Here is a 549-nt window from a genome sequence, read left to right as displayed (position 1 = left end):
CTGTAATAGCTTGATCGTCTGTATTATCTAAGTAAGATGATAAATCTACTGTACCACCATCTTCTAATGTTAAAATATTGCCTGACTCTAGAGTCAATTCCTGATCATCTGTACCAGCATCATTTAATGAGCTTAAGTCTACTGTTTCTGTACCGCCATCTTCTAATGTAATTGTCAATATGTTTGTAGCATTATCTAAACTAAATGCTGTAATAGCTTGATCGTCTGTATTATCTAAGTAAGATGATAAATCTACTGTACCGCCATCTTCTAATGTTAAAATATTTCCTGATTCTAAAGTCAAAGCCTGATCATCTGTACTACCTGTTGCTAATTCAGCTAATGCGCCTTCTACATCTGTTGATGTAAAATTACCTGCTGTATCTTCTATTGCTACTTCATCTGCTTCTTGGTCATCTGTATTATCTAAGTAAGATGATAAATCTACTGTACCACCATCTTCTAATGTTAAAATATTTCCTGACTCTAGAGTTAATGCCTGATCATCTGTACCAGCATCATTTAATGAGCTTAAGTCTACTGTTTCTG

Annotated in this window: 1 protein-coding gene; it reads right to left on the bottom strand. The window is 34.2% G+C overall.

Going from position 1 to position 549, the window contains the following annotated elements; all coding sequences use genetic code 11:
• A partial coding sequence (locus KO500_RS02755; protein ID WP_215954974.1) for a hypothetical protein occupies positions 1-549 on the bottom strand: 549 nt, incomplete at both ends.

The sequence above is a fragment of the Cellulophaga baltica genome (assembly GCF_018861125.1).
In the GTDB taxonomy this organism is placed as follows: domain Bacteria; phylum Bacteroidota; class Bacteroidia; order Flavobacteriales; family Flavobacteriaceae; genus Cellulophaga; species Cellulophaga baltica_A.
This window is presented reverse-complemented; position numbering and strand designations above follow the sequence as displayed.